Here is a 13465-nt window from a genome sequence, read left to right as displayed (position 1 = left end):
ATGCTCGCACTACGAATGCATTATTCTGCTTGCATTAATGTGACGGTAGTGGTCTGTCCCATTTATTTTGATCGGCTTGGGTAGTGCGAGCGTCTCGCTCGCTCGAAGTCACCAGCGACCTAGAAGCTTGTCCTTGCGGACACGCTGCGCGTTCACCGGAGGTGCGGAAGACAGCACTAAGAATGTGTTACCCCGCTTGCATTAATGTGGCTCCGTACTAGTCCGAGGGAGCAAGATAGCGGACACTACCAAAGATGCTGTTTTTTATTTTTAATAACTATAAAATTCAAAACTCCTAACTCCTAACTTCCTCGTCAGAATCCTTCGCTACCTTCATCACAAAAGTTACTAACCAAGGACCCAAAGCAATAATAATTAACATTCGGGTCAACTGCATTGCTAATACTAAACCCGTGTCACCTCCCAATTGCATCACGGTAGCAACCATCGCTTCTAATCCTCCAGGAGTAAACCCTAATAAAGAGGTAATAATATCAACGTGAGTAACTAGATGAAAACAATAACCAACACCGACACATAAAAGAATCAACGAGATTACCAAACCAATTTCAATTAACACCGCTTTCAAAAGTTTATTCGCGGTTTTAATATCGAATTTGACACCAATTGAAATCCCTACAAATAATAATCCTGTAGCGAATAACCATTGAGGAACCTGTAACTCATAGGGAGAACTCCAAAACACCGCTAACCCTACCAAAAATGTACCTAAAAAACCTGATGCAGGTAAACGTAACCGATTTCCTCCCCACATTCCCACAACGCAACATCCACACAATACGATTAAATTCAACCACATCGGAACTGAAGAATTATTTGTAGTTGCGATTGCTTCGCAGATGCCCGAAGGGCATGACGCACTTGTCACTGAATTATTCAAATCCGCAGGGAAAAAGAAACCAGCCGCGCTCGGTATCAGTAACACTACTAATAGTAAACGTAAGTATTGAAACACTGCCACCGCTACCGCATCCGCTCCCATTTCTTCCGCGATGGGAACAATACTAGAAGCAACACCGGGGATAAAAGCTACCAATGCCGTAACTCTATCGATTCCAGACCAGCGAGATAATAGATATCCATGAAACAAACTCAAACTACCAGAAATGAACACGCACAACAGCAGCGGTATCGCATAAGTTGCAGCAACATTTATTGTGTCCCAAGAAAAACGTACCGCAGTTGCAAGCGCAATTAAAGCCTTACCTAAAGTAATAAAAATTTTCGGTAATGGTTGAGGATTGCCTTGGATAGTCGAGTAAACAATTCCCCCAATCATCGAACCCAATAACCAACCTACAGGAATTTGCAGCCAGTTAAACACGAAACCAGCGCAGATTCCTAGAGCTAGCTGAAAGACAATTGTTGTTATTTGGGGTAAATAGGAAAAAAGCCGATCTCGCCATTCCTGAGAATCATATTGTAAAGAGAAAATTTTATTAATCACAAAGCAATATATAAACACATATATTTACATTAAGAATTAAATCATTAATTCTCATCCTAGTTTATCTTGCTTTGTAAATAAGTTGGCTGGAAGAATTGTATTGTAGGTTTCAAAAAGCAAATTATCCAACAGCAAATTCTGTAAATTGTCGTTTAAAAGTAGAATGAAATACTAACACGATATCTTGGATTATTTGACGATACGTTTAAAATAATCTTTTGGAACTTATACTTTTTGATGTTCGCTGAGATAAAATTCTTAGCTAAACTAATCTTTAATATAAACTAAAGTTTTTATACAATATGGATACCAAACAACAAACAACTATTCAAGGCATCTACGAAGTCTGTATTGGCGTTAAGGAACCAATATCAGCAATTCAATACTGGCAGCAGTTCGGTTATCGCATCGGTGATACTGGTCAATTAAATGCCGCCCAAGCCGATAAATTATACGGCGTAAATTCTGCTTTACGTTCCATTCGACTTTACCATCAAAATTCCGATCATGGTTTAATTCGCTTAATGATTTGGGAAAACCCGATTAATCAAGGTTTGGGTATTAGTTCGATGAAAGTCAAAGGAAATCGTTGGGCTACTACTTTAACAAAAGATTCCTTAAATATTTTAAATCATGCCGAGTCCGCAAAAGCTGCGGGTGAAACTATTAAGTATACAAATCCTGCTTGGGAAGTTATCTATAACAAAGAAAGAAAAAGTCTTCCCTTTTTGGATGAAGCGGTAGGAGTGCGAGAAATGCTGTTGTTACAACCTTTAACCCGACAGGTTTTATTTCAAAGGTTTGGCTACAATTTACCGCATTACGGACACATTGACGAAAATTCACCTTTCAAAACCAGCCAGTTTACCCATATGGGGATGATAGTTCAAGATGATAGCAAAGAAATTTTGAAGTTTTACGAATCAGCTTTCGGTTTATTGCGGGTTCGGGATAATGTAGAAACTAGTTATGAATCTTCCTTAGCTGGTCGAGAAATCTTTGATTTACAACCCGGTGAAAAGTTTATTCTCACAGCTTTTGACGAACCACGTTCTTCTGCAACCGATTTATTTGCAGCACGTTCTGGTAGACTTTATCTTATTCGCTTCCCTGAATCTATTATTTTAAAGTCGGAATTCGAGAAAGCGCGACCCGGATGTTTGGGAATGTGTTTGTATACTTACCGTGTTTGTCCCATCGACCATTATTTAGAACGCATTCAGTCAGCTTCAGCAAAAAACATTACAGCGATCGCAAATAATGAGTTTGGAGAAAAGAGTTTTTCTTTTGTAGCACCAGATGGTTATTTTTGGACAGTTCTCAATTGATAATTGGTAATTGGTAATTGGTAATTGGTAATTGGTAATTGGTAATTGGTAATTGGTAATTGGTAATTGGTAATTGGTAATTGGTAATTGGGAATAGGGAGTAGCCTTTGATAGTTAATGCTTTACATTTAACTGTATTTCAAATATTGTAATTTAGTTGAGCTTTGCGGAGGGCTTTGACTTAAAATTCTACCGGGAACGCGCACAGTGCCCCTAATTTCTAATTATGGGGGTGTAGTGCGCCACGGGAATTCATTCCCCGTGATGCTCTAAAAAACAGCTAGTAATTTTTAGAATATAGAGTATAGTCAGATTAGGAGGTAATTGAAAGTGTTTAACCTGACTTACGAATTCAAGCTCAAGCCAACTCAAAAACAAATACAAATTTTTGAAGAATGGTTAGAAACTCATCGTAGAGTTTATAACTATGCTTTGGCTGAACGTAAGGATTGGTATAAATCCCGGTCATGTCAGATTAAATCTTGCAGCCTTCATAGCTGTTATATTATCCCTGCCGAAGCACCACGTCCAACCTTTGCTTCCCAATGTAAATCTTTGACTGCTGCACGTAAAAGCAACGAGCATTTAGGTAAAGTAAACGCTCAATCTTTACAGCAGACTTTGAGAAGGCTTGAAAAATCTTTTGTAAGTATGTGGGAACAAAATCATGGGTTTCCACGGTTTAAAAAAGTTGGACGAATGCGGTCTTTTTCTTTCCCTCAACTGGGCAAAAATCCATTGCAAAATGGATATATAAAGTTGCCTGTGATAGGGTTGGTGAACCTAAGACAATCTCGGTCTATTGCTGACGGTGGCGTTTTAAAACAAGCGCGTGTGGTTAAACGTATTTCTGGTTGGTACGTAATGTTAACCGTGCAGTGGGATGTAGATCTACCGCAACCAATGCCACATGGGGAAGGGATAGGAATTGATGTAGGGTTAACATCAATGGTTGCAACCAGTAGTGGTGCTTTAATTAAACGCCCAAGATTTTTTGTTGATTGTGAACGCAAGCTGAAATTGCTGCAACAACGTGTCAGTAGAAAACGTTTAGGCTCAAATAACTGGAAAAAAGCGACTATTAAGGAAGCATTGCTCCACGAACACGTTGCTAACTGTCGCAAAGATTTTCATCGCAAACTGTCACATCAATTGTGTGATGATGTTGGGATGATATTTGCAGAAGACTTAAACCTTGTTGGGTTATCAAGAGGGATGTTAGGTAAACATTGCCTTGATGCCGGTTTCGGTCAATTCTTCAATATTTTAGAGCAAACCTGTTTTAAACGTGGTGTCTATTTCCAGAAAGTTGATGCCCGAAAAACATCTCAAATATGTCCTAATTGCCAGCATGAGACAGGTAAAAAATCTTTAGCTGAACGTGTTCATGAATGTGATAATTGCGGCTATCAAACTGATAGAGATGTTGCAGCCGCGACTGTTGTTCTAATTAGAGGACTTGCAGCCGTAGGGCATACGGTCAAGATGCTTAGTGAGGGTAAATTCGTTGGAATCCCTGTGAACTAAGAATCCCCTTCAATTTATTGATGGGGAGTGTCAATTACTGGTACTAGTGATAGATTAGGCTTGAGTACGGAGAATGGTTACAAGTATTCCATTCTATAAAACTCGAATCATTAGTTTATGTTATCTTTTACCTGTTTTCTAACCTCAAGAAGCTGAAAATCATATTAAAGGAGCAATAATTCCTGTTTGCGGTAATATTTAAGGGAATAGTTGATGAAAATAGTATTTAATACCGTAACTAGGCTTTAATAATATACTTACTATTTAGTACTTAAGCTAGATTGACATTTTGCTCGTTATGTACCCGAAACTTGCAGCATTGAATTAATTCTAGTTTCACAGTGATGTTTAAATAAATCACATAGATATACAATTGTCAGTGGTGCCTACATTTAACTTGTAAGGTTAAGAGTAGGAAAATGGGATTAAACAAAAATTGAATTCAAATTATCTTTTTGATTTTGATTTTTTGACTCGTTTCTCCTTTTTATTTTCTTAAAAGCGCCACGATGAAATACCATGTACTAGAGAAAATTTTTAATAAACACAATGCACCACGCAAATTTGAAAGCTTGGAGTTGAATAGTAATTTTTCTATTTTACATCTATCTAAGCAGGTGCAAAGTTTTGCTTATTATCCTCAAGAGGTAAGTTTACACAAAGATGTCCGTCTGGGTTTTCCAGAGTTTGTTGGACTTGAAGACGCAATGACATCTGTTCTAGATGGGGAGCAGGAGTTATTTGAGTTGGAAGGTATTCACCGATTTAGTGGAGAAAGAGGTGATTTTTATATAGATATATATATTGTTGGTGAACCTGTTGAAAATAGATTAATTATTTTAATTGAAGATGTAAGCGATCGAATGGTGCTAGAGCAAAAGTTAAATCAAAGAGTTAATGAAACGAATTTGCTCTCCAGTACTTTAGTTGCTTATAAAAATTACATGGATAAAGTAATTGCTTCAATGGCAGATGCATTAATAGTAACAAATAAATCCGGAAAGATAAACAAGGTAAATAAAGCTACTGTAGAGTTATTAGGTTATACCGAAGAAGAATTAGTCGATCAACAGATTTCTTTAATTATAGATGATAATAAATTATTGCAAAAAGCGATTCAGCAGCGTTCTTTGTACAAGAAATATTTTCAAAATGTAGAAGTAGTTTGTCGGACTAAATTAAAAGAAAGAAAATTAATTGCTTTTTCTTGTTCGGTAATTCGCAAGCAAATCGATGGAATAGAAGATATTGTTTATATCGGTCGAGATATTACCGCAAAAAAACGCCGTCAGCAGCGTAAAAGCGCTCAGTATGCCATTACAAATATTTTATCAGAATCAATTACTGTAAAACAGGTGATGCCGCAAATTTTGCAGACAATCTGTGAAAGTTTAGAATGGGATTTGGGGGAACTATGGACTCCGAATCAATATTTAGCAGCAAACCATAATTCGAGCAATCCTGTTTTAAGATGCGTAGAAATGTGGTCATCTCGAAGAATTGACGTGCGAGAATTTGAAGCGATCGCTTGGCTAACCACTTTTACTTCAGGAGTTGGTTTACCAGGTAAAATATGGGAGACTGTTTCTCCTTTATGGTGTGAGGATATCGCAAATGATGATGTTTGTCCCCGATTAAGTCAAGTAGAAGAAACGCAACTACACGCAGCTTTCGGCTTCCCGATTTTACATGATAATAAAATTTTGGGAGTGATGATTTTTTTTAGTCGAGAAGTATTATTTAGAGACGAAGATTTGCTGCAAATGATGGTTTCCATCGGTAGTCAAATCGCGCAGTTTCTGCAACGCAAACAAGCAGAGTCAGCACTTTTAGAAAGCGAAGAAAGATATCGCGATTTATTTGAAAATGCTAACGATTTGATTCAATCAGTTAATCCTTACGGGCGTTTTTTATATGTTAATCGTGCTTGGCGAGAAACTTTAGGATATAGTGAAGCCGATGTTGCTAAAATGAACGTGTTTGATATTGTCCATCCCAACCATAGAATGCGCTGTCGAGATGTTTTTTATCGTATCGTCTCAATGGGTAATTTTGAACAGTTGCAAGCTGCCTTTATTACTAAAAAGGGTCAAACTATCTTTTTAGAAGGAAACGTCAACTGTAAAATTGTTGAAAGTAAAGTAATAGCTATCCGCGCTATATTTCGCGACGTTACTGCTAGAATTTCTGCCGAGAAAGCATTACAACATCAACAAGAACAAACCGAACGCTTACTACTCAGTATATTACCATCTAGCATTGCCAATCGTTTAAGGCAGGGAGCAGGTAACATAGCCGAAAATTTTGATGATGTCACAGTTTTATTTGGAGATATTGTCGGTTTTACTCAAATTGCTGCATCGGTGAGCGCTAAAACTTTAGTAAATTTATTAAATCAAATTTTCTCCGTGTTTGACCGTCTTTCGTTAAAATACGGTTTAGAGAAAATTAAAACCATCGGTGATGCTTATATGGTTGTTGGTGGTTTACCGACAAGAACTTCCAACCATCCTCAAGCTGTTGCTTCAATGGCATTAGAAATGCAAAATGCTATCATTGCTTTTAATCGTAGAAATAATTTAAATTTTAGTATTCGCATTGGAATTCACACTGGTTCCGTGGTAGCTGGAGTAATTGGGCTACAAAAATTTACCTACGATTTATGGGGAAATACGGTAAACATTGCCAGTAGAATGGAGTCTCACGGCTTGTCTGGAAAAATCCAGGTGACAGTTGATACTTATAATAGATTACGTCATCAATTTATCTTAGAAAAACGCGGCGAAATTTCAGTTAAAGGAAAAGGTAACATGACTACTTATTTCTTGATTGGGAAAAGGGAATAGAAAATAGGGAATGGGGAATTCGCTAAAATTAATCTGAAAAATTAAAGAATGAAGAATGGTTCTTTAGGACTTGATATATTGTCCCACTAGAGCTAAAGAATGTAAATTCATGTTTAAATTCGGTAGCAGCCACAGCATTAATATATCAAAATTAAATTATTAGTTTTCCCTACTCCCAATTACCAATTACCAATGACTACACAAACAGCACCAATAACAGAAACTTATCAAGGTCAATTTGGCGAATTTACTATTACCAAAGATGATCGATTCGGCGTAATTGTCTATCGTGCAGGATTAGCGATCGCTGCGCTTTGCTTTGCCATTGCTACGGCTTTGGTATTATTTAACGATAATCCCAATTTACAACTACTGACATTCTTATATGCCGGTTTTAGTCTAGCCCTCGGCGTTAGCTTGTTGAGCATTCATATCTACATGGTAGAGTTGCACAGAGCATTACAAATCTTTTGGGTAATTGGTAGCATTTCCGCAATTGTTTTTGCTTTCTCTAACAGCCAAACCCTAGCGCAAACAGTTTACAATTATCCCCTAACTATATTAGGAATTGGTTTTACCTTTGCGGCTTTAACGGGTATTTATTTCAAAGAAGCTTTTTGTTTTAACCGCTTAGAAACCAAAGTACTTACTCCCATAGTTCCGCTACTGCTTTTAGGACACATGACCGGGATTCTTCCTATCGAGGTAGAAAAAGGTTTGTTAGCAGTTTGGGCTGTATTTTTCCTAATTTTTGCAATTCGCAAAGTTGTACAGGCAATTCCCCCAGATATTGGCGATAAATCTGTATTTGAATACTTAAAAGGTCAAAGGTTAAAGGTGAATAATAGTTAGCAGTTAGTTTTTCCCATCTTCTCATCCAATGCCCAATTTTTAATCCACTTTTTGGGAATACTAAACCAGTAGGGATGAGGATAGAAAGTTGACGGAACGTGCATACTGGCTTGCTTGGTCGCGAGTTTCGGGAATTGGACCAGTACTACTACAAAGACTGTACCAACATTTTGATTCGCCGAAAACTGCTTGGGAAGCAAATTCTGCTCAATTGGGAGAAGTCGAAGGTTTTGGTTTTCAAACTTTGCAAAAGGTAGTCCAGCAACGTACCCAAATCAATCCAGAACTGTTTCTCACGCAGCACGAACAAGAAAATCCCAATTTCTGGACACCAGCTGATGCAGAATATCCCCGATTGTTGCGAGAAACTCCCAGTCCTCCAACCGTTTTGTACTATTGCGGTGAGGTGGAATTGACGGAAAATTCAGCGGAAAAACCTCTTGTAGCTATAGTGGGAACTCGTCAACCGACAGAATACGGTATCCGCTGGACGCGCCGCATTAGTACCGCTTTGGTAGAAAATGGCTTTACGGTGGTTTCTGGTTTAGCAGAAGGAATTGATACCGCTGCTCATTCGGCTGCAATCAAAGCCGGAGGACGCACGATCGCAGCTTTAGGAACGGGTGTAGATATCGTCTATCCCGCGAAAAACCGGGAATTATATAAACAGATTTTGGCTCAAGGTATCGTTGTCAGCGAATATCCCACAAAAACAGCACCTCATCGCACTCACTTTCCCCGACGTAACCGAATTATTGCCGGTTTATCTCGCGCTGTATTAGTTATGGAAGCTCCTCAAAAGTCAGGTGCTTTAATTACAGCCGACTACGCAAACGAATTTGGTAGAGATGTTTACGCATTACCGGGAAGACTCGATGATTTTTCTTCCCAAGGATGCTTAAAGTTAGTTTCTCAAGGTGCTACTCCCATTCTGAAGGAATTGGATGAATTATTAAAAATGTTGGGTGCAATTCCTCAAGTTGCGAATATAAAGAATTTAACAGTGGATGAAGAGAAGCCGTTACCAGATTTACCACCTGAATTACATCGGGTAATGAAAGCGATTTCCTCGGAATCTTTGCCCTTTGATTTTATAATTCAACAAACCCAAATGCCAGCATCAGAGGTTTCTAGCGCTTTGTTGCAATTGGAATTGATGGGTTTGGTTTCGCAACTTCCAGGAATGCGGTATCAAAGGAATTAATAATGAACAATACTCCCTTGCTGCTAAAGAAGAGTATCGAGAAAAAACCGCTGAGACGCGGAGAACGCAGAGGAAAGAAGTAAAGAGAGCTTGAGTAGTTTTAAATTAATAAGTAAGTACTTGCTTATTTTTACTATGGGTTGTATTGTTTTAAGTGAGCAAGTGCTTACTTATATATACAAACTAAATTAAAAGCATTCCCATGAATCAATATTCACACTCCGATGCTTCAATTACCTTGGGTGAAGCAATTCAGAAATTACGTGCTTTAGAGGATGAAGACGACATGACAAACCAAATATCGGCAGAAGTCACGCAAGCATTAGAACAGCATGATGCAGTACACGTTTTGTTTAACTGCGGTACTTCTATTCGAGAGGAAATCGCCGCACATCTGTGGATGCTCTTTGCAACAACGGCGAAAGTCAGCGAGATGCATCGTGCAGTTGCTAGCCTTGAGCATCGCAATGTTTTGTCTAATATTGGGCATTTTAAGTTATTGAGTATGTGGTTTACCAGCATTCCGCGCATCATTGGTATTATTTCCAAAAGCTTACGTATGAAAAAGAAGTTAGCTGTTGAGGAAATGTCCCAACTTAAGGAAAAGTCTTTACTGGAAATCCGCCGAGAACACGGGATTATATTGTGAGATTAAAGTAATAAGTAATGCCTCGCAATAAAACTATTACAAACGAAGAAATTTTGAACGTAGCGCGATCGCAGTTTCTTAAACAGGGGGTGAAAGCTTCGACAAGAGCTATTGCTAAAACAGTTGGTATTTCTGAAGGAGTGATTTTTCAAAGATTTGGTACAAAAGAAGACCTGTTTTTTGCTGCAATGGTACCCCCAGAAGCTCAACTTGACGCTATATTCTGCGTTCAACCGGGAGAGAATCAGGTAATTGCAAACTTGAGATTAATAAGCTTGCAGATTGTTTTTTATTTCCGCGAAGTGATGCCGATTTTTTTATCACTCATCAGCCATCCATCCTTCGATATCCAAACCTTTCTCCAACGTCATACAATGCCTGCAATTCAACTTGGCGATCGGCTTACAGAGTATCTGAATGCGGAGGCAGATTTAGAAAGAATCCGTAAAGATTATGTTGCAACTGCTGCAAACGTTTTGCTCTCATACTTACATAATTTGGCATTATCAGAAAATATTGGTTCGCATCAAGCTATTGACACAGAGAATGCGATTTCGGAAACAATTGCATTTTTATGGCAAGGTTTGGCTGTGTAATAGAATAAATTTCTCAAGCTGTAGCTGGACGGAGAAAAATGGTTAAGAACCATATAGAACTTAGAAGGATTTACAAATAAGACAACTAAGCATTGTTGTATTAATAACTTGTGCCTAGTTAAACAAAATCAAACAACCCCTAAAACCGATTACACAAACTGGAGAACTCTTCGCTCCGATGTATGAAGTTCTGCTACATCCCGATGCCTAAAAAGTTTATGTTAATGCTGACAAAGCCCTAGGGAAGAAAATCGCTCGATGTTTGGAGCAGCTAGAACAAACTCCCCATTCACACCCAAATATTAAGGTTCTTAAGGGAGATTATGTTGGGTATTATCGCTATCGAATCGGCGATTATAGGGTTATCTACTCGGTAGACGATGAACTGGTACAGGTATTTGTGATAGCGATCAGTTATGAGTTAGGAATTAGGAGTTAGGAATCATCTTCCCAATGCCCAATGCCCAATCCCCCATGCCTCATGCTCAATTCCCATTTAAAAATTATCTTTCATCCCCCGCAATCGCGCAAAAGTCTGCACCGAATCGCTACTCTTAACAGCCGATCGCAATGCTGGTTCTTCCCATCTCAGAAACGGATTGGTATGTTTTTCGACTCCCAATAAGGAGGGAACGGTAGCTTCATTTCTACTGCGATGTGCTTTTACTTGCTCTAATCGCTTTTGAAGTTCCGGGTTTTTACCATCCACCGTCACCGCGAATTTTAAATTATTCAAAGTATATTCGTGAGCGCACCAAACTCGCGTATCATCAGGTAAAGCGCGAATCTTGCTCAGTGAATTTACCATCTGCTGTGGTGTCCCTTCAAACAAGCGACCGCAACCGCCAGCAAATAAAGTATCTCCACAAAATAACTCTCCCGTCTCCCCAGAATGTTCGGGAGGAAAATAATAAGCGATGTGACCGCTAGTGTGTCCGGGAACGAATAAAACATCAGCAGTGCGATCGCCAAAATTAACACGATCGCCATCTTCCAAAAAGACTTGTTGTCCGGGAATTCTGCCTTTATCGGAGCTTCCCCCGTAAACTGTGAGTTGGGGAAAGTTCTCAATTAATTTTTGATTACCACCTACATGGTCGTAATGATGGTGAGTGTTGAAGATTGCGACTAAATCTGCTTTGAGTTCGTGAAGCTTGTTTAAAACAGGATTTGCTTGGGCTGGGTCAACTACAGCAGCAATATTTTGTTTGCGATCGTGCAGCAAAAATATATAGTTGTCGGAGAGTGCGCCGATCCGATGTACCTGCATAGCTATAGCCTTTTTAATTCTGATTTATTCATACATTCTTAGTTTAGCGAAGTCATGCATCACGATCATGTAGTGTCCGGATCTTGCTCCCTAAGTTAAGTCGGCAGAAATAAACCCAAATAAATTGGCTGCAAAACCTTGTCCCTACTGCCTATTCCCTATTCCCTTGCCCTAATTACAATTTTCAACGCTAACCTACCTAGTAACCAGCAACCAGGATGTAAGGAGAGGGGAGCAGTACGGCGGGTGAAGTGTTTTACCACGTACATCTGCAATTTAGCAGTAATAATACTTAGACGAAAATCAAATATTGTAGGTCAAGGTAGAACTATCAGTAAATTCGCTCTAGGATAAGTAGTAGATGCGAAGTTAGACTGTGACCGTATTTTTATACAATAAAGATAGGGTGAAATGCCGTTTTTGTTTAAATGAAGTTGCTATTTGCTGAAATCGGCAGGGGTTTCTACTAATATTATTGATTACATATTTTTCTAAACTGAATTGTTGTGGGGAACCGTGCAAAGTAAGAAACAACCAAAAGTTTCCATAGTTGTTAGCGATTTATCCAGTGCTGGTGCGGGTAGATGGGGTGGTGGTGGAGTGCGTTCGTTTTTACTTGCACAAGCACTACAAAAGCTTGAATATCAAGTCGAAATTGTAGGATTTGTTTTTGGCGATCGACCTGCGGTAAGTTCTCAATCTTCGATTAAAGTTTGTAGCTTTAATGGTTACAATTATCCGCGATTTTTATCATCATCTGCGGAACTGATGAAAAAGTTGGATGGTGACATTATTTATGCGATGAGACCGAAAGCTACTACTTTTGGTTTATCGTTATTGAAAAGATTAAAAACCCATAAACCTGTAATTTTAGATATCGATGATTGGGAATTGAGTTGGGTTGGTGGAGAAAAATGGCAATATCGTCCTTCATTAAAACAGTTTGCTAGAGATGTTTTGAAGTCGGAGGGTGCTTTGAGATATCCAGACCATCCCCTGTATTTAAAATGGATGGAAGATATGGCTCATAAAGCTGATGTAATTACCATTCATACTCAATTTTTGCAGAAAAAATTTGGTGGGGTTTATATCCCAAATGGTAAGGATACTTCACTTTTTAATCCCGAACTTTATAACTCTGAGGAAAGCAAAAGACGCTACGGACTTTCCGATTATAAGATATTAATGTTTCCCGGTGCGCCAAGACCTTATAAAGGTGTAGAAGATGTTTTAATGGCGCTGGATCGACTAAATGATTCTACTTTAAAATTGGTAATTGTCGGCGGTAGTCCTTATGATGATTATGATGCTCAATTAACAGAAAAATGGGGACGATGGATAATTCAATTACCTAAATATCCATCAAATAAAATGCCCGATATTGTGGCATCTGCGGATTTAATAGTTGTTCCTCAACGCAATACTCCGGCAGCTTTAGCTCAGTTTCCGTTGAAATTAACAGATGGAATGTCAATGGCAAAACCAATTTTAGCAACAAGAGTAGGCGATATTCCAGATATTTTAGGAGACACTGGTTATTTAGTTGATTCGAGTAGTCCCGAACAAATAGCCGCTAAAATTGAATTTATTTTCCAGAATTTTGAAGAAGCTATTGAAAAAGGTAAAAGAGCTAGAGAAAGATGTATTAAACATTATAGTATAGACACTATGGCATCTACTTTATCTAAAATTATTTGTGATTTATAAGGTGGAGTTTTTGTCATA

The 13465-nt window shown here is 38.5% G+C and carries 10 protein-coding genes and 1 pseudogene; 9 read left to right on the top strand and 2 right to left on the bottom strand.

Annotated elements, in window-relative coordinates:
• Positions 1-295: 295 nt before the first annotated feature.
• Positions 296-1468 (bottom strand): AbrB family transcriptional regulator, encoded by a 1173-nt coding sequence (locus VB797_RS22905; protein WP_323240048.1) that lies wholly within the window; start codon positions 1466-1468, stop codon positions 296-298.
• 302 nt (positions 1469-1770) lie between these two features.
• Here VB797_RS22905 and VB797_RS22900 point away from each other — a divergent pair, with 302 nt between their 5' ends.
• The 8 genes and pseudogenes from VB797_RS22900 to VB797_RS22865 form a co-directional block, all read left to right on the top strand.
• The gene (locus VB797_RS22900) at positions 1771-2796 is read left to right on the top strand and encodes a VOC family protein (RefSeq protein ID WP_323240047.1); all 1026 of its coding nucleotides are present in this window, start codon (positions 1771-1773) and stop codon (positions 2794-2796) included.
• A gap of 330 nt (positions 2797-3126) precedes the next feature.
• A complete protein-coding gene (locus VB797_RS22895) occupies positions 3127-4323 on the top strand; it encodes a transposase (protein WP_323240046.1) in 1197 nt (398 codons plus the stop codon).
• A gap of 509 nt (positions 4324-4832) precedes the next feature.
• A complete protein-coding gene (locus tag VB797_RS22890) occupies positions 4833-7169 on the top strand; it encodes an adenylate/guanylate cyclase domain-containing protein (protein WP_323240045.1) in 2337 nt (778 codons plus the stop codon).
• 192 nt (positions 7170-7361) lie between these two features.
• On the top strand, positions 7362-8021 hold the full coding sequence (locus VB797_RS22885) for a DUF2301 domain-containing membrane protein (RefSeq protein ID WP_323240044.1): 660 nt from the start codon (positions 7362-7364) through the stop codon (positions 8019-8021).
• A gap of 88 nt (positions 8022-8109) precedes the next feature.
• Positions 8110-9225: a DNA-processing protein DprA gene (gene dprA / locus VB797_RS22880; protein WP_323240043.1), complete on the top strand. Its 1116-nt coding sequence runs from the start codon at positions 8110-8112 to the stop codon at positions 9223-9225.
• Positions 9226-9427: 202 nt separating this feature from the next.
• The gene (locus VB797_RS22875) at positions 9428-9874 is read left to right on the top strand and encodes a hypothetical protein (RefSeq protein ID WP_323240042.1); all 447 of its coding nucleotides are present in this window, start codon (positions 9428-9430) and stop codon (positions 9872-9874) included.
• A 17-nt stretch (positions 9875-9891) separates the two neighbouring features.
• The gene (locus tag VB797_RS22870; protein ID WP_323240041.1) at positions 9892-10470 is read left to right on the top strand and encodes a TetR/AcrR family transcriptional regulator; all 579 of its coding nucleotides are present in this window, start codon (positions 9892-9894) and stop codon (positions 10468-10470) included.
• 241 nt (positions 10471-10711) lie between these two features.
• Positions 10712-10909: pseudogene (locus VB797_RS22865) on the top strand (type II toxin-antitoxin system RelE family toxin); the annotation flags it as partial.
• A gap of 57 nt (positions 10910-10966) precedes the next feature.
• Here the strand turns inward: VB797_RS22865 and gloB are convergent.
• Positions 10967-11740 (bottom strand): hydroxyacylglutathione hydrolase, encoded by a 774-nt coding sequence (gene gloB / locus VB797_RS22860; RefSeq protein WP_323240040.1) that lies wholly within the window; start codon positions 11738-11740, stop codon positions 10967-10969.
• A gap of 516 nt (positions 11741-12256) precedes the next feature.
• Here gloB and VB797_RS22855 point away from each other — a divergent pair.
• Positions 12257-13447 carry a glycosyltransferase family 4 protein gene (locus VB797_RS22855; RefSeq protein WP_323240039.1) on the top strand — a complete coding sequence of 397 codons (1191 nt, stop codon included), beginning with the start codon at positions 12257-12259 and terminating at the stop codon, positions 13445-13447.
• The last annotated feature ends 18 nt before the right edge of the window (positions 13448-13465 follow it).

This window comes from Rivularia sp. UHCC 0363, from assembly GCF_034931125.1.
Classification (GTDB): Bacteria; Cyanobacteriota; Cyanobacteriia; order Cyanobacteriales; family Nostocaceae; genus Rivularia.
Note: the sequence above shows the minus strand (reverse complement) of the source record. Positions and strands in the feature narration are given on the sequence as shown.